The following is a 21,543-nucleotide window of genomic DNA, read 5'->3' as shown; positions in this document are numbered from 1 at the left end:
CTCTCTCCAAAAAGACTTACTCATATACCCACTCGCCCACGCTGGATACATATCTCCTTACAAAAGAGACAACTCATGTATCCACTCGCCCTCGCTGGATACATATCTCTCTCCAAAAACACTTACTCATGTATCCACTCGCCCTCGCTGGATACATATCTCCTTACAAAAGAGACAACTCATGTATCCACTCGGCCTCGCTGGATACATATCTCACTCCAAAAACACTTACTCATGTATCCACTCGCCCCGGCTGGATACATATCTCTAACCAAAAAGACTCACTCATGTATCCACTCGCCCTTGCTGGATACATATCTCCTCACAAAAGAGACAACTCATGTATCCACTCGCCCTCGCTGGATACATATCTCACTCCAAAAACACTTACTCATGTATCCACTCGCCCCGGCTGGATACATACCTCACTCCAAAAACACTTACTCATGTATCCACTCGCCCTCGCTGGATACATATCTCCTCACAAAAGAGACAACTCATGTATCCACTCGCCCCGGCTGGATACATATCTCTAACCAAAAAGACTTACTCATGTACCCACTCGCCCTCGCTGGATACATATCTCCTTACAAAAGAGACAACTCATGTATCCACTCGCCCTCGCTGGATACATATCTCACTCCAAAAACACTTACTCATGTATCCACTCGCCCCGGCTGGATACATATCTCTCTCCAAAAAGACTTACTCATGTATCCACTCGCCCCGGCTGGATACATATCTCTAACCAAAAAGACTCACTCATGTATCCACCCGCCCTGAGTGGATACACGTCTCCATCCAAAAAGACTCACTTATGTATCCACTCGCCCCGGCTGGATACATATCTCTAACCCAAAAGACTCACTCATGTATCCACCCGCCCTGAGCGGATACACATCTCTATCCAAAAAGACTCACTCATGTACCCACTCGCCCCGGCTGGATACATATCTCTCTCCAAAAAGACTCACTCATGTACCCATCCGGCGGCTGAATCAGCGGGATATCCTTAAACAAAACGCTCCACTAGGTTCTTAACAAGCCAGTTTCTTATAACCTCGAATAATCCACAGCATCCTTGAACGCCTGGATGATGTCCCCTGAATCCTCAATTCCGACAGAAATCCGGACAACCTGCTGGTTCACGCCGATTTTCTCTCTTGCTTCCTGCGACAATGCGCGGTGTGAGGTTCCTTGCGGGTAGGATACAGTCGTTTCCACGCCGGCAAGGGTCGGGACAATTTTAACCCAGCTTAATCCTGTGAAAAACCTGTGGATATCATTTTGTTCTGAAAGCTCGATCGTCACGATGGCGCCGCTTCCTTTTTCCGCAGCATCCTTAGGATAGTAAACTTTTTTTATTCCGTCATATCCTAAAAGGGCTTCCGCTAATTCAGAAGCATTCACACATTGCTGTTTCATCCTGAGAGAGAGTGTTTTACAGCCCCTGGCCGTCAGCCACGCTTCGTGCGGACTAAGATTAAAGCCTAGATTGATGACCTTCGTTCTCGCTTTAGCGATCACCTCTTCGCTGCCGACTGTAACACCAGCCGTCACATCACTGTGGCCGCCGATATATTTGGTTGCACTGTGTGCGACAATGTCCACTCCATTACTGTATGGAGTCATCAGGTACGGAGTCGCAAATGTGTTATCAATCATCGTTACAAGCTTATGTTTCTTTGCAATCGAAACCATAGCATCCATATTTTCCACCCTTAAAAAGGGGTTTGTGATACTTTCACTATACAGAAGCTTCGTTTGCGGAGTGATGCTTTTCTCGATCTCTTCCGGAATACTGAAATCGACAAAAGAAGTGGTGATTCCGAAGGTTTTCAGCTCTTCATTTAAAAGCTGATAGGTTCCGCCGTAAATATCCTCGGCGGCAATGATATGGTCCCCGCTTTCGGTGACAGCCAGAATGCCAGCAAGAATCGCTCCCAGTCCCGAGGCAGCCGCCACTCCTGCAGGTGCCCCTTCAAGAGCAGCCACCATTTCACCTAATTCATCAGTATTCGGATTGCCCGACCGTGAGTAAAGATATGGAGATTTTCCTTCATAGAAGCCTTCCAATTCCTCAAGGGATGAGAAGGTAAACGCAGAGGTTTGATATATCGGTGTGGATTTGCTTTTGATGCTGCGGTTATGCAATGTACTGTGAACGACTTTTGTATCAAACTTCATCTGTAAAAAACCCCTTCTTCGATAGAAATGCCTTTTTCTCCATTATACGACAAGATTCTACACCTGTCAGTCTTTATCACATTAACGCATCAGCGCACGAAGAGGGACAGTCCCCTGTGATACTTTAAAGTAACACAGGGGACTGTCCCCCTCAGCGCTTTACCCGGATAAAGGACACTTTCAATCCATATTCTCGACAAGCTGAATCATCATTTCTTTGTTCATGGGTCCGAGGATCTTGTGGCGGATGATTCCGTCGGTGTCGATCATATACGAGGTAGGAATAGTCTGGGCCTGATAGACGGTGCCCTGCACCCCATCCTCATCCAGCGGGATCGGGAAGGTCAATCCATATTCCCCGGCAAATTTTTCAATTGCTTCTTTTCCATTGTCGATAGTGGTTAAATTCACAGCAAGCATTTCGACATTGGCTTTCTCATGGTATTGTCCATAGTACTCCTGCATATGCGGCATTTCCGCTTTACAAGGCGGACACCATGTCGCCCAGAAATTCAGAATCACCTTCTGCCCCTCGAAATCAGACAGAGACACTTCCCTGCCGTCTAAAGTCGTTAGCGTGAAATCCGGCGCCTTATCCCCCTCACCTAGACCTAGGCCTTCACTTCCAATCCCCACATCAAGCCCTGATTCCAATTGCTCTGCTACCTGCTCTTCCATCTTCTTCTGCGAAGCTTGATTTTGAATGATATTAACGACAAAAAGCCCGACAAGGACCGCGATTAAACCTATCCCCAAAATTCTTTTATTCATGAAAATCCCTCCTTAACCTGCTGATGGAGAGCACAGCAATCGTAACCACTATATAAGCCGTACTTTCTGCAGAGGCTATGCTCCCTTGCAGAAAATTGACCAGCAGCTGAATGACAATGAATATCGAAAGCCATATTTCCTCTTTCCCTTTTTTTAAAAGAAGATAAAACAGAGAGAAGCCGATCAGACTATTTACAGCGCTCAGGACCGAACCGCTGTCAGCAAGAAATTCAGAAGCCCCCTCATACACCAGGACAACCAGCAGCCATGCACTGATCACCTGCTGTCCCCCTTTGAAGTATATGTATACCAACGCAACTGTCATACCAAGCCAAAATCCCTTAGAACCACCGTTAAAATAGAGAGCTGTCAAAGGCTGTTGAAGGAATCCGGAAAAGTCAAATAAAATCACACTGAATTTCCAGGTAACAATAAACCAAAATACACTATTTCCAAACCATTCTCCATTACTTTTCCCATAATAAAGCCATAGAAATAAACCTGTTACAACAAACGCCGCTGCCAGTCCTCCCCATGACGAAGGAAACGTGAACGCCCCAATACTGTACCACTGCAAACTTACACCATCCCTACGAAAAGTCTCTTTCTTACATCATACCAGCAGGAGGATCTGAACCAGCCATTATTTTATGAACAAAGTCAAAAACATTCCGGTACCAAGAATTACATAACTAAGCAATTAATGTACATTCTAAAGACTAGAGGAGGTGGAAGCATGTTTAAATCAAATCGTCGCAAGATTCACGAAGAAAAACAACAAGACGAATCAGAAATTCCAGTGTCTTTAGAGGAGAAAGCAAAAAGAATTCAAGCTGTTTTCAACTTTCCTATTAATCAAGACTTTTCAGTAAGAAAACTGACACTTTCCGGATGTAATCGAAAAGCTGTCTTATATTTTCTCAACGGTATGTGTGCGGAGGACATCATTGGAAAAGTGCTGATCCCTAACCTGCTCTCACTCAATGTAACAGATTCCGAATTAACTTTAGAATACATGTCAAATCATATCCCTCTAAGTGACATCAAAGAAGAATACACATACAGCAAGGTGGTCAACCAACTATTATTGGGAAACGCCATTCTATTTATAGATGGAAAAAAGGAAGCTTACATCTTTGGAACATCAGGTTTTGAAAAACGTGGAGTAGAAAAAGCAGAAGATGAAAATATTTTAAAAGGTCCTAAAGAAGCTTTCATCGAGTCAATAGCCGTTAATATTTCGCTTGTCCGTAAACAGCTTCGTTCATCCCAACTGACTACAGAGTATGTAACCGTCGGTGAAAAAGGCTTGAGCCAAATTGCAATTCTGTACTTGAAAGATGTAGCAAACCCCACGCTGATAGAAAAAATGAAAAAACGCTTAAAGGAAATCAAAGCTGATGAAGTGCAGAATCTCGGCCTCCTGGAACAGCATATTGAGGAGCGCCCCTACTCGCTGGTTCCTACTGTTTTGTACACAGAAAGGCCGGATAGAGCTGTCAGTTTCATTAATGAAGGGCATGTCGTCTTATTAATGGACAGTTCACCCAGCAGCCTGATTGCACCTGTGACATTTTGGTCATTTTTTCACACTTCAGAGGATTACTATGCAAGATGGGTTTATGGAAACTTTACAAGACTGCTAAGAATCGCAGCTATCTTCATTACCATTCTGACTCCTGCGATTTATATAGCGGTGACCAATTATCATATCGAAATGCTGCCAACTGATCTAGTTCTAGCTATCGCGGCGACAAGGGAAGAAGTTCCTTTCCCGGCTATTTTTGAAGTGATAATGCTTCTGCTGGCTTTTGAACTGATAAGAGAAGGGGGAGTCAGGGTGCCTAATCCCATCGGTCCTACAATCGGAATTGTAGGAGCTTTAATCCTGGGGCAGGCTGCAGTAGAAGCCAATATCATCAGTCCGATCCTTGTCATTGTCATTGCAGTGACGGGGCTGGCCTCTTTCGCAGTACCTAATCTCTCCTTCAATTACATGATCAGATTATCAACCTATATTTTTTTGTTATTTGGAAGTTTATGGGGGTTTCTCGGTTTGGGCATTTGTATCACATTATGCATTGGCTATCTGTCTACAGTCACTTCCTTTGATGTTCCATTTCTTTCGCCAATGGCCCCTCACTATCCGTCCTCAAAAGATTTGATAATCAGGCCGCCAATATGGAAACAATGGCTGCGTCCATTGAATATCTTCCCGATTGAGAAGGAAAAGATGAAAAAGCCGGAAGGAGAGAACAATAAATGATTTCTCCTGCAGACCGCAGACTTGGATCCCGGGAGATTTTTGCTCTAGTTACAATTACCCTGGGTATTAAATTTACAGATATGACAGCCACACTTCTCTTCAAAGAAACAGCCCAGGCTGCATGGATGATTCCCCTTATTTCTGGGGCGGTCATGATCATTCCATTGATATGCCTGCTAAAACTAGTTAAAAGCTTTAAGGATAAAAATATCATCGACATTACTTACCAGGTCACCGGCAGGTATATGGGCTTCGTTATTGGAATGGTTCTCTTTTATATTGCATTTTCTGCAACTGTTGTTGATAGCAGGAGTTATATCGACATCATCAACACCATGTATTTCACATCGACGAGTACGACCCAAATCTATTTTATCCTGATAGGGGCAAGCTACTTCCTGGCCAATAGGGGATTGCTCGCTATCGGCAGGACAGCCTGGATATCGCTACCGTATATAAAGGCCTCCCTATTCTTTATCATAGTACTGATTTGGAATGAATTATTTTTCGGCTATCTTTTTCCTTTTGGTGGATATGGTCTGAAAGAAATTGCCCACAATGGAGTAAGCTACGCATCTATTACAAGTGACTTACTTTTCCTGACCGTTCTTTATCCATTCTTCAAAAGTTATAAATCATTCAAAAAGGCAACGGTTTTAGGAATTATTGTGGCCAGTTTGGAATTGACAGTCTTTTTCGCTGTATTCATTGCCTTTTTTGACTATCCATTGATTAAATATATCGCCTACCCTTTTCACGAAATTACCCGTATGGTCACTTTCGGAAGGTACGTCTCTAATATAGAAGCTTTATTTTTCGCATTTTGGAGCGTCGCCAGTTTAATACGGTTCGCTCTTTATCTGTATATCTCTACTGCGATTTTTTCATATACTGTGAAAATTAAGGAGTTTGAACCATTAATCCTGCCATTTGCAGGATTGACCATCATGCTTGGCCTGATACCGGAAAACGTCGTCCAGAACGTCCTCATTCTTAGAAGCCAGGCCATCTTAATGATAACCTCCATCCTTATATTCACCATACCAGTGGCATTATTGTTGACTGCCAAGCTTAAGGGGGAATTAAACAAGTGAAATTATGTATTGCACTTTGTTTATCTATACTGATATTGGCTGGATGCGCGGACAAGATAGAAGTGGAGGAGGAAGGATTCGTACTGGTAATCGGAGTCGACCTCCCTGAGGATGGAGGGACGGGCTATGACATTACCTTTCAAATGGCTGATCCTCAGGCCGGCAATCCGGGCAGCCAGCCGGATTCATCAGAGTTCAAGACCATCATGATCCGTGTCCCGGACCTGATTGCCGCCCGGGATATGCTCAATATCTCAGAAACAAGGAACATTAATTTTTACCATACCAAAGCTCTCATTATCAGTGAAGAACTTGCACGGTCTGACAAATTTCTTGAGGTTTTATCAACTATCGTCAGGGATACTCAGTCAAGAAGAGATATGAATCTCCTGGTTTCCAAGGAGAGAGCGAATAAGTTCCTCAATCATAATCATCCCGCTTTCGAAGCAAGTCCGCATAAATTTTACGACTTTGTTACCAGGAGGTGGGAAAATAACTCATTAGTTCCAAGAGCCACCCTTCATACGATCATCCATGATACAGAAGCGGATGCAGGATTGGCATTGGCCATTTATGCAACTACTGAAGAAGATGTAAATTTGAAAACGAATGAAGACAACTACTATCCAGGTGAGTTACTAAAAAAAGGAGGTACACCTGTCCAAATCATTGGTGCAGCTGCCTTCAGGGACGGAAAGATGGTTGGGGCATTGACTGGCGAGGCTGTCAGAGCCAGAGCAATGCTGACAGAACACCTGCAGCCAAAGGAAGTGACCTTTACCTTTCCTGACCCGTTGAATGAGGAATTTCGTGTGACAGGAAAATTGACCAATACAAAAACCAAAGTTAAAGTCGATGTCAGCAAACCAGCACCTGATATAACAGTGGATGTATGGCTGAGTGTAAAGATACTAGGAATCCCCAGCATGATCAACTACGTTGAGGATTCACAAAAACAAGAGGTCCTCGATGATTCACTTGAAAAAAGGTTTAAAGAACGGGCAGACGAACTAGTAGAAAAAACACAAACTGAATTAAAAGCAGAGGCATTCAACTGGTCTCTTGCTGCGCGCAAAAAGTTCTTCACAGTTAAAGAATACGAGGAATATGATTGGATGCACTCCTATCCGGATGCCAAGGTGACAATCAACGTCCACACAACTATTGAAAGCTTCGGTAAAATACTCCGCCCGCGTTCAAAAGAGGCGATCATTGATTAAAAGGGGTGATATCATGTTCTGGTTAACACTTATAATCTGTGCTTATTTAAGCTATTACTCACTCCGTTATGCAAGGCTTGTCTGGAAAAACAAAAATAAACTTGGAGCTTCCATGGTCGGATTATTGGCAATCATATTATTCACAATGCCTTTCCTTAACTTTTGGTTGTTCTTGGACAAATAAAGAACAAAAGTGAAAGCGCTATAATCAGACCAGGAAGGCAATTTTCTGATGAGACAAAAAGCGGTCTCGCACTATACTCTTCGGGGTAATGCCCCCTAAGGCCTAAAGTCCGTTCCATTTGTTACAGACTCTCATGCGCTGGGACATGATATGGTTAACATTGGTCTAGATTTTCCGACTATCCATGATGATTGTATAATTTCTTAAGCGTAAAAAAACGGCGAAAGGGAGAGCCCTTTCGCCGTTTTAATCTTATTACATATTGATGTATTTACGTGGATTCACTGCGTTGGATTTACTGTTATTCCATGCACCGGCATGCAATTCAAAGTGAAGATGCTGTCCGAAAGAATAACCAGTATTACCCATTGTACCAATTCTTTGTCCTTTTTCTACAAACTGACCACTGCTTACTCCTGCTCCAGACATATGAGCGTAAACAGTCGTGAACGTTTGACCGTTGATAGAATGCGTCATGTAAACTACATTTCCATAGCTTGAACTGTAATGACTTTTAATAACATATCCATCAGCCGCAGCAACGATTGGAACATTTCCGCCAGCAGCGATATCAGTACCATAATGGTAGCGCGGCTTGCCATTCAATGTATCCCAGCCAAATTCAGTAGTGATATAGCCTGCAGAAGGTCTTGTCCATCTGCCTTCTGATACAGGGGTAGATGCTGTTGGCGCAGGTGCCTCAACTGTGGAACTGCTGTTGCTGCTTCCACCTGAACTTTTCTGGGCCGCTTGCTGAGCTGCCTGCTGCGCTGCCAATCTTTCCGCTTCAGCTTTGCGCTGTGCTTCCAGTTCTTTCTGGCGCTCAATTTCTTTCTGGCGGGCAAGTTCAGCCAAACGTGCCTGCTCAGCCTGGATTTGGCCGCCGATTTCTTTCTCCATCTTTTCCAGCTCATTTGCATGTGCCACAAGTTCTGTTTTTTCTACTTTAAGCTCTGATTGTTCCTGTTCTAATTGCTTGAACAACTCATTCTTCTGGCCTTTTTGGCTTTCCAAATCTTTCTTCAGAGAAACAAGGTTTGCTTTAGCCTCTTCCAGTTGAGCAAGCTTGTCCTTCACCTCAGCCTGTTTCTTCTCAAGAGAAGCCTGGTCAGCCTCCTGCTCTTCAATAATTTTCTTATCCGCGCTTACAATTGCATTGACAGCCGTGATGCGGTTGATGAAATCTCCGAAGCTTTCCGCTCCAAGCAAAACGTCCATATAGCTTGCAGAACCGCCTTTTTCCTGCATGGAACGAGCTCTTTCTTTAAGAAGTTCATTTCTTTCAGCGATTTTTTTCTTAAGTTCTTCTATCTCTGCATTCAGCTTTTCAATCTCTGCATTTGTTTTTTCAATTTCCGCTGTTTTCTCTTTAATGCGATCTTCTGTATCACGTGTTTTATTATCAAGCTCAGCGATTTCTTTTTTTATTTTTTCCTGACGGGAAACGTTATCAGAGATTTGACTTTCTTTCTTATCGATCTCTTGATTAACATTTTCTTTCTTGCTTTGAACCTCTTCTTGTTTATTCTTCAAATCAGACACTGAAGAATGAGCACTGGCTGTGCTTCCAGTAGTTTGAAGACCCCCGATTGTTAGTGTTGCAGCAATTGATAAAGTGACTAATGTTTTCCTTTTCAAGCGACATGCTCCTTTCGGTTCTCTCATCCTATTAAACTCTTAAAAACTTTCTGACGGACATAAAGCTTCCCCACGCGCCGATAAGGCATCCCATTAGGATAATCAGGAAGTTTACCTGATAAATGAACGGGGTATAATCGAGTATCTGAATAAAATGATTTCGCAATTTTGGTTCAATGAACTGATAGGCGTAGTAATATCCTGCTGATACTATCGCTATCGGGATGATGGAACCGAGAATTCCCAGCCATAAACCTTCTAATATAAACGGCCAGCGGACAAACCAGTTTGTTGCACCGACAAGTTTCATGATTTCAATTTCTTTTCGGCGCGCAACGATTGTAATCTTAATTGTATTAGAGATTAAGAACATTGCAGTGAAAAGAAGTCCGATTATCAATACCAAACCAACATTGCGACTCATTTGAAGAAAGCTGAATAGTCTTTCAATCTTCGCTTCCCCATACAGGGCATCATTTACATTTTCAAACCCTTTTATTTCATTTGCAATTCTTTGTGTTTCAACTGGATTTTCTGCTTTCACAATAAAAACATCGTATAGAGGGTTATCCTGTTCAAACAGGCGGAAATCTTCCCCCATATCTTCCATCAAGTTTCGCAGCTCATCTTCTTTAGAAGAAAAATCTATACTCTCGATGCCGTTTATCTGTTCAATATTAGTCTGCAATTCTTCTATTTGCGGCTCTTCAGCACCTAACTCGACAAGCACCCGTACCTCGACATCTTTTTCAATGTCTGAAGCAATTTTATTCATATTGAGCATAAGAACTACGAACACGCCTACAAGAAGCAGCGTGACTGTGACAGCACTGACCGATGCAAAGGTCATCCAGCCATTACGCCCCAGGCTCTTTAAGCTTTCGCGAAAGTGCCTTAAGATTGTTCTAGGCTTCATAACCGTAGTCACCCCGCTGTTCGTCCCGGACAATCCGGCCATTTTCGATGGCGATTACCCGATGCTTGATTGTGTTCACGATTTCGCGGTTATGTGTCGCCATTACTACTGTCGTTCCCTGTGTATTGATTTCTTCAAAGACATTCATGATTTCCCATGAAGTTTCAGGATCAAGGTTACCCGTCGGCTCATCCGCGATGATTAAGTGGGGCTTATTGACGATCGAGCGTGCAAGGGAGACCCTTTGCTGTTCCCCGCCTGACAATTCATCTGGAAACATCCTTGCTTTGTGTTTAAGCCTTACCATATCAAGGACTTCCATAACGCGTTTCTGAATATTTTTTGGCGTTTCCTCAATAACTTCAAGGGCAAATGCGATATTCTCAAAGACTGTGAGTGAAGGAAGAAGTTTAAAATCCTGGAAGACCACACCGATGTTCCTTCTTAGGTATGGAACCCGTTTGTTTTTAAGCTTAACCAAGTCAATGCCGTTAACCGCGATTTCTCCTTTAGTCGCCCTTTCTTCCCTGTACATCATTTTGATGAAGGTCGACTTGCCAGCCCCGCTCGGTCCAACTACATAAACGAATTCGCCTTGTTTAATATGTACATCGAATCCATTTGCAGCCATGATCCCATTGGGGTACTGCTTATATACGTCTTTCATTTTGATCATTTTTAAACCACCCAAATTAAACATTTATAGTGTTCTAACAAAGATGTTATTTTTCACATGGATTAGGAAATAAACTATAAAATAAAATGTAGAAAAAACTCGAATTAAAAAGTTTCTAAAAGTATTATAACATCATTGCCTAGGAAGTTAAGGAAAATTTATATTACAGTTTGATATCAAATAGTTAAAGAATTGGTTTTTTTGGTCGGAATTGCAATGGGAAATTTTAACGAAATTAAGAGAATGAGGAAGATTTGTTATAGGAGAATATCACTATATGAATTTTTTGTAGGTTGGCAGGAGAGCCATTAAGCTTTTCTTGAAGGTTTATGGTGTCGGATTATTAGAGGAGAATTTTTTCAGTATAAGGTGTGGAAAATGTATATCTAAAAGACTTTACCCTACTATAATTTCAATAAACCTATTTTCTAATAGAGTTTTTCAAGCTAGCTGAGTAATGAAGTGCTTGAATTTACCTTACTGGTTTTAAATTTGCCGTTTGGCACTTTTTTTTATCTCTTTTAAAAGGAAAGTTGTCTTCTTATTCGATATAATCACAGGCCAATCTGGAATTGATAAAGATCAGAGCTTCCTTGTGGAAGGAGCTAATTATAACGAGGTATAACCGTCATTTACTTAGGTCCTCCCGATCGCACGCAGGATTGTATGAGAATGGGATTGCTTCGGTCGGGAGTAGGCCAATTTCTTTGAGATATGTATGACGTTGGAGTTACTTCGGCAGGGAGTGATCCATTTTCGGTGACTATGTATAGGTCTGCTCCATAGGAACAGCCAGAAGCAGGACTCAGGAACTCTGCCTAATTTTTTATCCAAAAATGAAAAAAGAAAGCCCGAAGACTCTCTTTTCTCTCTTTTACTTTTTATTCGCCAGCCAGTCAGCAACTGCTTCTGCTTCGTCACCTTCAATGATGTTTTTCGGCATTGCGCCTTTACCATTTTGAATGACTGATAGAATTTCATCTGCACTTAACTCAGATCCGATGTTTTTCAAAGCCGGCCCCATTCCACCTGAAAGGTCGCCGCCGTGGCAGCTGGAACACTTCTGATTAACAATCTTTTCTGGGTCAATATCATTTCCAAGTGCGCTATCCGCAGCTTCCTGCGGATTGTTTGCGTCACTGGCTTCTTCTGATGCAGTGTCATCATTGTTGCCGCAAGCTCCTAGTACCAAGGTCGAACCCAGCAAAAAAGCCATTAATGTCTTTTTCATAATAATTCCTCCCGACTGAAAAGAAATGATACTCCCTCTCATTCCTTATTATACCAGGATTACACCCGTTTAAAACCTTCTCCCAGAACCTCGGAGGCATCCATTGTTACGACGAACGCAGTCGAATCAATGCTTTTGACCAGTTGTTTCAATCTTGTGAACTCTCTTTGATCGACTACGACCATGAGGATGGGACGCTCATCATCGGTATATCCGCCGTATGCAGATAGTTTTGTCACGCCGCGGTCAATTTTATTCAAAATGCCTTCTCTGATTTCCTCTTGGCGGTTTGTGATGATTAATGCCATTTTGGAACGGCCGAAGCCGACTTGGACCAGGTCAATGGTTTTACTTGTAACATACAAACCAATCAGGGCGTACAATCCTCTTTCAATATCAAAAACAATGGCAGCTGCCAAAACAATCATTCCATCAATTATCGCTACACATGTACCGAGTGTCAGCCCGGAATATTTATTGATGATCTGTGCAGCCAAATCGGTTCCGCCTGTTGAAGCTTTCCCTCTAAAAACGGTTCCAAGCCCCAGGCCAACCCCAATTCCTCCGAAAAGTGCACCCAGAAGCGGATCCATCGTCCAGGCTTCCCAGTCTTCTGTCAAATAAACCACGAACGGAAGGAAGATGGTTCCTAAAGCGGTTTTGAAGCCGAACTGATATCCCAGGAAAATAAGTCCTGCAATAAACAGAGGAACGTTGAAGGCCCACTGAACAAAGGCCGGCTTCCATTCAAAGACCGTTTTTGTAATAGTGGAAATCCCGCTCACACCACCGGATGCGACTTCATTCGGGAGTAAAAATACGTTGAAGGCAATCCCGACTATCGCCGATCCAACGAGTACATAAACATATTCCAAAATTTTCTCAAGCCTGGGATTATATGTGTTCCCGCGGCGTCTTTTTTCCTTGTTTCCCATCTCAGTCATTCTCCTTTGATGTAGTAGTAGTTAGTATAGCCAACAACCCTGAATTCACTTATAGAGTTGGGCTTTAGCACTTTAAAGCACGAATAGGGACTGTCCCTCTTTGCACTTTAAAACGTTAAAGCGCTCATTTAATTCACAGGCAGCGTTTGCCAGCTATACCGCTTATGCTTCAGCCTTTGAGAGTATAGCATGAGGGATGGGTGCTGTAAATATTGCCACTTTAACGTGTTAATGCATCACCGCACGAAGAGGGACTGTCCCTTTTAGCGATTAGAAAACGGAAGTGCGCCGGCAGGTATTATGCTGAAGAGAAAAAAGGCAGTCTTAACTTTTATTCTCATCGGGTTATATCAATTCAGAACCGAATTGTTATGTTATCTCCATTCACGAAAAAAACCTTCCTTATTAATAAGGAAGGTTTACGTTGAACTGATTTAGTTAATGCGGGAACGAAGATAGGCATCGATAAAGTTATTAATGTCTCCGTCCATGACCGCTTGCACGTTCCCCACTTCTGTATTGGTACGGTGGTCCTTGACCATTGAGTATGGGTGGAATACATAGGAACGGATCTGGCTTCCCCAGCCGATCTCTTTTTGCTCGCCGCGGATTTCCAGCATTTCCTGCTCCTGCTCTTCAATCCGTCTCTGATAGAGCTTCGCTTTCAGCATTTTCATCGCCTGCTCGCGGTTTTTAATCTGAGAACGTTCAGATTGGCACGTCACGACAACGCCAGTCGGCTGGTGAGTGATACGCACAGCAGAGTCAGTTGTGTTGATATGCTGTCCGCCTGCACCGCTCGCACGGTACGTGTCAATCTTGAGATCCTCTGTACGGATTTCAATCTCGATTTCTTCATTGAACTCCGGCATTACTTCACAAGACACAAATGAAGTATGGCGGCGGCCTGATGAATCGAACGGTGAAATCCTGACAAGACGGTGGACACCTTTTTCAGCTTTCAGGTAACCATACGCATTATGGCCTTTGATCAGAAGGGTCACACTTTTGATCCCCGCTTCATCTCCAGGAAGGTAGTCAAGCGTTTCCACCTTGAATCCTTTTTTCTCTCCCCAGCGCTGGTACATACGCAGCAGCATGGAACCCCAATCCTGTGATTCCGTTCCGCCTGCACCCGGGTGAAGCTCAAGGATTGCGTTGTTTTTGTCATGCGTTTCGCTCAGCAGAAGCTGAAGTTCATATTCATTCAAACGTTTGTTTAAATCAATTGTCTCTTCTACAAGCTCTTCCTGAAGTTCTGCATCGTTTTCTTCTTTAACAAGTTCCAGCGTCACTTCGAGATTTTCCTGCATCTCTTCCATATCCCTATATTCATTAACAAGTTCTTTCAATCCGTTCGCTTCATTGATGACACCCTGGGCTGACTGCTGGTCATTCCAAAAGTCAGGCTGCAGCATGACTTCATCCAATTCAGCTATGCGCGCTTCTTTGTTCTCGAGGTCAAAGAGACCCCCTGAAGTCCGCAAGTTTCCTAGCTGTATTTTCCAATTGTGATTTCACTTCAAAAAGTTCCATCAAATTCACCTCTGTTTAATTAGTAAGCATAAGTTTAATTATAACGTTTGTTTCATAGAATTAGCAAAGTTTCATGGTTGTTCATTCTGCAAAAAACTACCTGACACTCTTTTGGCTGTAGAGAAATCAGGTAGTTTTTTTGCGTTAATAACGTACATATTATTCTAGTTAGAAATATAGTGGATTTCCACTCCAGGCGTACGACTCCACGAGGCGGGCGCTGAGCCTCCTCGGCTTCATAAAAAGCGGAAGCGGCCGTTTAGCGACGTACAGATTTTAGGGCTCTCGTATGAGATAAAGGAATCACGAAGAGCGTTAGCGATTCGATGATGACTTATCGCAAGGAGAGAGACCGAAATCTGATAGTCGCTGGGCGCTGCAACTGGATTGGGGGTCTCACCTGTCAGCAAAAGTGGAAGCGCCTTGGTTAGCCCTGACAGGCAAATGTTCTCAAGAGAAAAAAAGGCGATTTTTCCTTTTATTCTCTTGAGGTTATTTGACCCCGAGGGGCTAGGCGCTGGAACTAGACGACCGCTAGTCCCGCAGGAGGTCGCACGCCTGCAGCGAAGATCCGTCCTATATAAAGAAGTGGAGTGAGAATGAAACTTTCCTCAAATCACATCTTTTATAACGGAGTACTCGACTTTCTCACTACCGCAACAAATTACTATTCTTATCGCCATCTAAAGTTTATTAATATGAAGTGAAATAGGCAGGAACACACTCATCATAACAAGCGTCAGGAAATCCCCATCATCACTTCAGCAGGCTAAATGAATAAGAACTTACTCTACTTTCCCATGGCAGTTTTTGAATTTCTGACCGCTTCCGCAAGGACATGGATCGTTCCGTCCGATATCTTCTGCTTTGCGTACAGGCTGTTTCTTTTTGGTTTTTCCGCTGGTATCCTCTTTCGGATTGACCGCTTGGCCTTTTGCGACTTCCTGACGCTGAAGGTTGTTGCGGATTTCGGCTTTCATCACATAGCGGGCAGCATCTTCCTCGATGGCAACCACCATGTTTTCAAACATCGCGAATCCTTCATGCTGATACTCGCGAAGAGGATCTGTCTGTCCATAGGCACGCAGGTGAATACCTTGGCGGAGGTGATCCATCGCATCGATATGGTCGATCCATTTTGTATCTACCGCACGAAGAAGGACGACTTTTTCAAACTCGCGCATCTGCTCAGATGTCAGTTCTTCTTCTTTTTGGTTATATCTTTCTTGAACCTTCGCATAAATCAGTTCAATCATGGCTTCAGGCTCTTTGCCTGTCAAGTCAGCTTCCGCAATGTCACCCTCTTGCAGAAGTGTGGCGTTGATGTAATCAACCATTCCTTTAAGGTTCCACTTTTCTTCTTCTTCGATAATCGGCGCATGAGCCTCCACAGAGCGGGCGATGACCGATTTGATCATGGACTCGACGATTTCACGAAGGTTTTCGGAATCAAGCACTTCGAAACGCTGTTTGTAGATGATTTCACGCTGCTGGCGAAGGACATCATCATAAGAAAGAAGCTGTTTACGGGCATCGAAGTTGTTCCCCTCGACTCGTTTCTGCGCAGATTCAACCGCTCTGCTGACCATTTTGCTCTGGATTGGCTGGTCATCTGCCATGCCCAGGCGTTCCATCATGGATTTCATGTTATCGGAACCAAAGCGGCGCATCAATTCATCTTCCATTGAAAGATAGAATTGAGTCACACCCGGGTCACCTTGACGTCCGGAACGACCGCGAAGCTGATTATCGATACGGCGGGATTCATGGCGTTCTGTACCGATGACGGCTAATCCGCCAAGATCAATGACACCCTCTCCCAGCTTGATATCCGTACCACGGCCGGCCATGTTCGTCGCGATGGTCACTGAGCCGCGCTGACCTGCTTCCAAGATGATTTCCGCTTCACGTTCATGGTTTTTCGCATTCAACACGTTGTGGCGCACGCCTTTTTTCGTCAAAAGCCTTGAGATTAACTCGGACGTTTCAACCGCAACCGTACCAACCAGCACCGGCTGGCCTTTTTGATAGCGTTCTGCGATTTCTTCTACCACAGCACGGTACTTGCCTTCCATGGATGCATAAATTAAATCTGCACGGTCATCACGGGCAATCGGTTTGTTCGTCGGAATCACGACCACATTCATGTTATAGATGTTACGGAATTCTTCTTCTTCCGTTTTTGCTGTACCAGTCATCCCGGAAAGCTTTTCATACATACGGAAGAAGTTCTGGAATGTGATGGTTGCCATTGTCATACTTTCGTTCTGGATCTCCACCCCTTCCTTGGCTTCAATCGCCTGGTGAAGACCGTCACTGTAACGGCGGCCTTTCATCAAACGGCCGGTGAAGGAATCGACAATGACAATTTCATCGTCCTGGACAACATAGTCAACATCCTTGTGCATGCTGACATGGGCTTTCAAGCCTTGAAGAATATGGTGATTCAGTGTGACATGAGACAAATCGAAGAGATTTTCGATATTGAAGGCTTTCTCCACCTTCGTGATTCCTTCTTCCGTCAATTGAACACCTTTTGTTTTTTCATCATAAGTAAAGTCGGTTTCTTTGCTCAGCATGCGGACCACAGCATTCGCCTGCATATAAAGCTGAGTCGATTTCTGTGCCTGCCCTGAGATGATCAGAGGTGTACGTGCTTCATCAATCAGGATGGAATCGACCTCATCGATGACGGCAAAGTGAAGCGGGCGCTGCACCATTTGATTTTTATAAAGAACCATATTGTCACGCAGATAATCGAAACCAAGCTCATTGTTCGTGCTGTAAGTGACATCAGCTTCATAAGCTTCACGCTTCTCTTCTTTCGACAAGGAATTAAGGTTAAGTCCGACAGATAGACCAAGGAAGTTATACAACTGCCCCATTTCCTCTGCATCACGGCTGGCAAGGTATTCATTGACGGTGACAACGTGGACGCCTTTTCCCGTCAATGCGTTAAGGTAGACAGGCATCGTGGATGTCAGCGTCTTACCTTCACCTGTTTTCATCTCGGAGATGTTCCCCTCGTGCAGGGAAGCACCACCCATGAGCTGGACGCGGTAAGGATACAGACCAAGGACGCGCTTTGCTGCTTCACGGACAACTGCAAACGCTTCGACAAGCAGACTGTCCAGGGACTCGCCATCCTGGTAGCGCTTCTTGAACTCTTCTGTTTTTTGGCGGATGCCGTCATCAGACAGCTTGGCCATATCCGGACCAAGAGCCTCGATTTGGTCTGCATACTTCTCCAGTTTTTTCAGCTCGCGTTTGTTGGGGTCGAACACTTTATTCAAAATTCCAATCATCTATGAGCGCTCCTTCTAGTCGAAATAGTATTGTAAAAAGCTGCATAGAGCCGCAGCCAGTACATTAATTGTTATATCAGCAGGCAGAGTATACTGCCATCACAAACTTGATAAAATCTTCATTAGTAATTGTTCTCTATTTATGTGCAAAATCCTTTAATAAAGGCTCTTTTCGTAAACTTATCTTCTATAGAAAATAAATTCAAAAGAATATCTCTTTGATCATCAGAAATATCCTGGTAAGCAAATAGGAAAAGAGCTGCTGTCTCCGTTAAAAAGAACCCCCTAATATTCGGGGAAAAATGCGGCTCTTTGGATTTTTCCGAAAGCAATAATTTAAACGGAAACACCCTTTTAAAAAAACGCAATATTCCCTATTAATATTACCACTATCGTGAAGTAGTGACAACAACCGGCAAAGCGGTGTGATTTAATGCGTTACAGCTCAAAGTGATACTGTCCCTTTCGGCAGAGCATGAACATAAAAACAGCGGCGTGCGGGTTTCCGCACGCCACTATTCCTAGGGCTTCAGTTATTAAGGATCGAGTTCGCTTTTTCGCTTGTCTCACCCATCAATTCTGCTATCGAATGGTTATCGTTTGTTAAGCATTCTACAGTAGCGCTCATTTCTTCAAGACTTGCAGAGGACTGTTCGATGATTGCTGCCAATTCAGCTGTCGAGCCCTGTGTTTTTTCCGACTGTCTGCTGACTTCTTCTGACAGCTGCAGAAGGGTTCCCACGTGTTCCTGCAGGTTGGCGAAAACAACCGACGTCTGGCCGAATGAATTGGTCACATGCTTGGTGGACTCAATGCCTTTCGTAATGAAGTCACTGCTTGTTTTAACTTTTTGCAGAGCTTCATCGTTGTTTTGGTTCAGCTTCACCAAATTATCGTTGATCCGGTCAGTTGTCCTGCTGCTCATCTCAGCAAGCTTTCGAATTTCGTCGGCGACAACGGCAAAGCCTTTCCCCGCTTCGCCCGCCCGCGCTGCTTCAATGGAAGCATTAAGAGCGAGAAGGTTCGTTTGATCGGTGATTGCTTTAATCGTTCCTGTAAAAGTATTGGTTTCCTTGATGGTTTCGGTAAGGATAGAGAAGGTTTGATTCAGCTCTGTGACCAAAACGGCAAGCTCCTGGATATCCTCGTTCAGCTCTGTAGTTTTCTCTTCACTATCGGATATATGGCGGTTTGCTTTATCAGTTTCTTCCTGGAGCTGCCCTGAAACAGAATGCAAGTGCTCCATCGAACTCTTTGTATTGAGCGCATTCTCGGTAATGTCCGTGATCTGTTCCGTCTGCACCTGGCTTCCGGAGGCAACTTCACCGATGGCCGTTTTCATTTCTTCCTGTGAAGCAAGATTCGCTTGTACCTGCTGATTGACTGAGGACAAGCCTCCAATAATACCGCTCACCTTTTCTTCAAGAGTCAGCTTAAGTTGTTTTTGCCTCTCCGCCTCTTCCTCTGCCGTCAGCATCATTTCCTGCAGCTTTTCGTCCTGCTTTCTATTAAGGAAAATCATCACTCCTAACATGACACCGCTCAGTACATAAGCCAATAGCGCAGTTGGAACGAAACTCTCCATTAAAGGTGTTTTTTCGATAAGATTAAAATTGGTGATCAAGATGGCCAACCCCAGCAGGTAGCCTATCGCGAAAACCACCTTGTTAAAATGCAGCGCTGAGATTATTCCGAGCACAAAAATGACCGGTACCATATCCCAGGCAGGAGACAGGACAAAAAGAGCCGAGAAGGTAAAGGCCTGAATGACAATGATGCTTACCAAAGGAAACAGCCTGTACTTCTTCACTACAAATTGAAAAGTGATAAATATCAGAGTGAAAACGATCGACTCTGTCAAATATAGCATGGTTTTAGAAAATTCCCCTGACACCGCAGATGAACTCCCTGCTGCCACCAGCGAAACTAAAAACGTAATGAACATGAGAAGATTTTTCTTTTTCACATCGCCCAATCTAAGCTGCTCTACTGCATTCATAAATAATTCCTACTTTCTTACAAAATGTAAAATAATTGCTTAACTTATATATCGACTCTTTCGACAAAATCTTTACATTTCGTTAATAAGAAATTACCATAACGCACAAAGAGGGACAGTCCCCAATTAATGCTCTAAAGCACTAAAAGGGACTGTCCCTCTTCACGCGGTGACGCGGTGATGGATTAAACCGCTGCCAGCAGGATTTTCTTCATTTCCTTGGACCTTCTGGAAATGCTGTTGGCGGATACGCCGAATGCTTCGGCCAGGTCTTTCTGCAGATAGTCCTTTTTCAAGTCGGTATCCGCTTTGATGACTTCCACAATCGAAGCCGAATAGATTTGCGGGTTACGGATTTTCGGAGACTCGCTCTCGAAGTACTGGGTCAGCAGTTTTGCAGCTTTTTCAATGCTTGACGGCGCTTCTCCCTGTTCCTTCAAGAAGGATTCCATGGATTCAACCGCTTCAGCATAAGCAGGATTACCAACGCTCTGCTTCTCTTCGATTTCAATCACAGCCTCCGTCTCAGCCTCCTTTTGCTCTCCCTTTCCTGTGAAAAGGTAAAAACAATGATCGGCCAAATAAAGATAATCCGAAGCAAGGTATTCTTCCACAGAATCTTTTCCGGCTTTTCTCATCTTTTCAATCATGGCATCTTTGCAGATTTCAGCAATCCCCGGGTACACAAAGTACTGTGCAAACGGAAGATAAGTGGTTCCATTTTGCAGAAGGATTCCAATAAAGAAGCAGCCTTCGACGATTTCCGGGTTGGCTCCTTTGACATTGAATATCTCACCTTCCACGGTATCCTGAATCACAAGCTCTGAACCCTTGGCGGATGTCACTATGCCGGCTGCCAGACGCGGGGCCTTCCACTTCTCGAGGCTTGCCAGCGTTTGCGGCCTTCCTACAGTTTTGCCCTGTTTCTCGACAAACCGTTCAATCAGGGAAAGTCCATCCTCCAGCTTTTTCGTCACTCCATACCAGCTCAAGAACGCCATTTCATAAATTTCCTGATCTTTATTCATCATCGCCATTTCTGAGAAATAACGATGGTAGTCGTTTTCAAGTTCTTCACTATTATGTACGGCAATATAGTCATATGCCTGGGCTTGCAGTATTTCAAGCTCCCCAAGAATCATGTCATCAATATTGACAGCTGTTTGATTTCCACAGCATTTTTTATACTTCTTGCCGCTGCCGCAGTCACACGGATCGTTCCGGCCGATTGTTTTCATAAGTCGTACCTCCTGATGCTCTCTTTCGTACCTTAAATAAAGCTCACAATCTATTATTATAGTCTACTTGCTCCAAACATTAAACTGTTTGAGGAAAAGAGGCCTCTTGTAAAACTTTCTAATTCGATAAAGAAAGGAAGAAATGACAAAAAACCAGCTTACTCAGAAATTGAACTTATACCCACTGATTCTGGAGTTAACGAAATTTTTAATTAGTAAGTATTTATTCATAAAAAGGAATCTCTTCACCTATTCATCAAAACTTTTTAGCGTCTATGAACCTCTGCACCTTACGGGGATTGACTGAAGCAGCCTTAGAGATCTTGGCATCTCTAAGA

At 43.7% G+C, this 21,543-nt stretch carries 15 protein-coding genes; 3 read left to right on the top strand and 12 right to left on the bottom strand.

Going from position 1 to position 21,543, the window contains the following annotated elements; genetic code table 11:
* Positions 1-1,053: 1,053 nt before the first annotated feature.
* From FZC78_RS16325 to FZC78_RS16315, 3 genes are all read right to left on the bottom strand, one after another.
* Positions 1,054-2,187 (bottom strand): trans-sulfuration enzyme family protein, encoded by a 1,134-nt coding sequence (locus FZC78_RS16325; RefSeq protein ID WP_148941189.1) that lies wholly within the window; start codon positions 2,185-2,187, stop codon positions 1,054-1,056.
* 180 nt (positions 2,188-2,367) lie between these two features.
* Positions 2,368-2,958 carry a peroxiredoxin family protein gene (locus tag FZC78_RS16320; RefSeq protein ID WP_148941188.1) on the bottom strand — a complete coding sequence of 197 codons (591 nt, stop codon included), beginning with the start codon at positions 2,956-2,958 and terminating at the stop codon, positions 2,368-2,370.
* Positions 2,951-3,535: a hypothetical protein gene (locus tag FZC78_RS16315; protein ID WP_148941187.1), complete on the bottom strand. Its 585-nt coding sequence runs from the start codon at positions 3,533-3,535 to the stop codon at positions 2,951-2,953. The genes FZC78_RS16320 and FZC78_RS16315 overlap by 8 nt, the downstream gene beginning before the upstream one ends.
* A 159-nt stretch (positions 3,536-3,694) precedes the next feature.
* Between FZC78_RS16315 and FZC78_RS16310 the strand changes: the two genes are divergently transcribed.
* The 3 genes from FZC78_RS16310 to FZC78_RS16300 are packed head-to-tail and all read left to right on the top strand — an operon-like array spanning position 3,695 to position 7,538.
* Entirely contained in the window at positions 3,695-5,224 is a 1,530-nt protein-coding gene (locus tag FZC78_RS16310) for a spore germination protein (RefSeq protein WP_148941186.1), read from the top strand.
* Positions 5,221-6,318 carry a GerAB/ArcD/ProY family transporter gene (locus FZC78_RS16305; protein ID WP_148941185.1) on the top strand — a complete coding sequence of 366 codons (1,098 nt, stop codon included), beginning with the start codon at positions 5,221-5,223 and terminating at the stop codon, positions 6,316-6,318. The genes FZC78_RS16310 and FZC78_RS16305 overlap by 4 nt, the downstream gene beginning before the upstream one ends.
* Positions 6,315-7,538: a Ger(x)C family spore germination protein gene (locus FZC78_RS16300; RefSeq protein ID WP_187444968.1), complete on the top strand. Its 1,224-nt coding sequence runs from the start codon at positions 6,315-6,317 to the stop codon at positions 7,536-7,538. Before FZC78_RS16305 ends, FZC78_RS16300 begins: the two co-directional genes overlap by 4 nt.
* Positions 7,539-7,977: 439 nt before the next feature.
* On the opposite strand, the gene FZC78_RS16295 is transcribed toward FZC78_RS16300, so the two are convergent.
* From FZC78_RS16295 to FZC78_RS16255, 9 genes are all read right to left on the bottom strand, one after another.
* Complete coding sequence (locus FZC78_RS16295; protein WP_148941183.1) at positions 7,978-9,360, bottom strand: murein hydrolase activator EnvC family protein; 1,383 nt, start codon at positions 9,358-9,360, stop codon at positions 7,978-7,980.
* A gap of 31 nt (positions 9,361-9,391) precedes the next feature.
* Positions 9,392-10,276 (bottom strand): permease-like cell division protein FtsX, encoded by an 885-nt coding sequence (gene ftsX / locus FZC78_RS16290; protein WP_148941182.1) that lies wholly within the window; start codon positions 10,274-10,276, stop codon positions 9,392-9,394.
* Positions 10,266-10,952 (bottom strand): cell division ATP-binding protein FtsE, encoded by a 687-nt coding sequence (gene ftsE / locus FZC78_RS16285; protein ID WP_148941181.1) that lies wholly within the window; start codon positions 10,950-10,952, stop codon positions 10,266-10,268. The genes ftsX and ftsE overlap by 11 nt, the downstream gene beginning before the upstream one ends.
* A gap of 874 nt (positions 10,953-11,826) precedes the next feature.
* Complete coding sequence (gene cccB, locus FZC78_RS16280; RefSeq protein WP_148941180.1) at positions 11,827-12,183, bottom strand: cytochrome c551; 357 nt, start codon at positions 12,181-12,183, stop codon at positions 11,827-11,829.
* Between the two features lie 59 nt (positions 12,184-12,242).
* Positions 12,243-13,118, bottom strand: coding sequence for a YitT family protein (locus FZC78_RS16275; protein WP_148941179.1), 876 nt, complete (start codon positions 13,116-13,118; stop codon positions 12,243-12,245).
* Positions 13,119-13,561: 443 nt separating this feature from the next.
* Positions 13,562-14,663 (bottom strand): peptide chain release factor 2 gene (gene prfB, locus FZC78_RS16270; RefSeq protein ID WP_148941178.1). Its coding sequence is split into 2 segments (ribosomal slippage): positions 13,562-14,590 and positions 14,592-14,663, totalling 1,101 coding nucleotides; the frame shifts between segments, so codons are not numbered across the junction.
* 785 nt (positions 14,664-15,448) lie between these two features.
* Positions 15,449-17,968 carry a preprotein translocase subunit SecA gene (gene secA / locus FZC78_RS16265; protein WP_148941177.1) on the bottom strand — a complete coding sequence of 840 codons (2,520 nt, stop codon included), beginning with the start codon at positions 17,966-17,968 and terminating at the stop codon, positions 15,449-15,451.
* 529 nt (positions 17,969-18,497) lie between these two features.
* Positions 18,498-19,967 carry a methyl-accepting chemotaxis protein gene (locus tag FZC78_RS16260; RefSeq protein WP_148941176.1) on the bottom strand — a complete coding sequence of 490 codons (1,470 nt, stop codon included), beginning with the start codon at positions 19,965-19,967 and terminating at the stop codon, positions 18,498-18,500.
* Between the two features lie 185 nt (positions 19,968-20,152).
* Complete coding sequence (locus FZC78_RS16255; protein ID WP_148941175.1) at positions 20,153-21,205, bottom strand: YecA family protein; 1,053 nt, start codon at positions 21,203-21,205, stop codon at positions 20,153-20,155.
* Positions 21,206-21,543: the final 338 nt, after the last annotated feature.

This window comes from Rossellomorea vietnamensis, from assembly GCF_008180415.1.
GTDB classification, from domain to species: domain Bacteria; phylum Bacillota; class Bacilli; order Bacillales; family Bacillaceae_B; genus Rossellomorea; species Rossellomorea vietnamensis_C.
This window is presented reverse-complemented; position numbering and strand designations above follow the sequence as displayed.

Excerpts from the sequence above, each read along its gene's own strand:
- FZC78_RS16325 (WP_148941189.1), bottom strand. The coding sequence starts at position 2,187 with ATGAAGTTTGATACAAAAGTCGTTCACAGTACATTGCATAACCGCAGC.
- FZC78_RS16320 (WP_148941188.1), bottom strand. The coding sequence starts at position 2,958 with ATGAATAAAAGAATTTTGGGGATAGGTTTAATCGCGGTCCTTGTCGGG.
- FZC78_RS16310 (WP_148941186.1), top strand. The coding sequence starts at position 3,695 with ATGTTTAAATCAAATCGTCGCAAGATTCACGAAGAAAAACAACAAGAC.
- FZC78_RS16305 (WP_148941185.1), top strand. The coding sequence starts at position 5,221 with ATGATTTCTCCTGCAGACCGCAGACTTGGATCCCGGGAGATTTTTGCT.
- ftsX (WP_148941182.1), bottom strand. The coding sequence starts at position 10,276 with ATGAAGCCTAGAACAATCTTAAGGCACTTTCGCGAAAGCTTAAAGAGC.
- ftsE (WP_148941181.1), bottom strand. The coding sequence starts at position 10,952 with ATGATCAAAATGAAAGACGTATATAAGCAGTACCCCAATGGGATCATG.
- cccB (WP_148941180.1), bottom strand. The coding sequence starts at position 12,183 with ATGAAAAAGACATTAATGGCTTTTTTGCTGGGTTCGACCTTGGTACTA.
- FZC78_RS16275 (WP_148941179.1), bottom strand. The coding sequence starts at position 13,118 with ATGGGAAACAAGGAAAAAAGACGCCGCGGGAACACATATAATCCCAGG.
- secA (WP_148941177.1), bottom strand. The coding sequence starts at position 17,968 with ATGATTGGAATTTTGAATAAAGTGTTCGACCCCAACAAACGCGAGCTG.
- FZC78_RS16260 (WP_148941176.1), bottom strand. The coding sequence starts at position 19,967 with ATGAATGCAGTAGAGCAGCTTAGATTGGGCGATGTGAAAAAGAAAAAT.
- FZC78_RS16255 (WP_148941175.1), bottom strand. The coding sequence starts at position 21,205 with ATGAAAACAATCGGCCGGAACGATCCGTGTGACTGCGGCAGCGGCAAG.